Source organism: Acinetobacter sp. 24-47-66, from assembly GCF_056779755.1.
In genome coordinates, this window is record NZ_JBWYIL010000044.1 from 1 (window position 1) to 353 (window position 353).

1 protein-coding gene is annotated in these 353 nt (G+C 47.9%); it reads right to left on the reverse strand.

The window, feature by feature from the left end:
• A partial coding sequence (locus tag AC1M84_RS14290) for a phage late control D family protein (RefSeq protein WP_481595239.1) occupies window positions 1-353 on the reverse strand: 353 nt, incomplete at both ends.

Below are 353 nucleotides of genomic sequence, written 5' to 3' on the forward strand. Positions count from 1 at the left end.
TTTGTTTTGCCATTCTTCAAAGAGGATTTCGACCACTTCGACCACGGATTTGTTCATAAATACGCGGCTGTTGCGGCGTTTGTGCCAAAGTAAAGTTGCATCGTTAAGCGTGAGTTTGTAGAGGGTCAGTGCCCCATCGCTTTGTCCTTGTGAGGCTTCGGTGATGATGCCGGTGGTTCTAAACAGGGTTCCTTGATCAGTGACTTGATCGACGGCAACTTGTGTGCCGATGAATTGTTTGAGTGGAATTAAGGCATTGGTCGAGAGACAGATGAGTTCTGCTTGCACGCCTTCGTTAAGGACATGGCTGCCATCGATGCGTTGGAGGAAGACTTGGCTATTCAGTTGTGAAT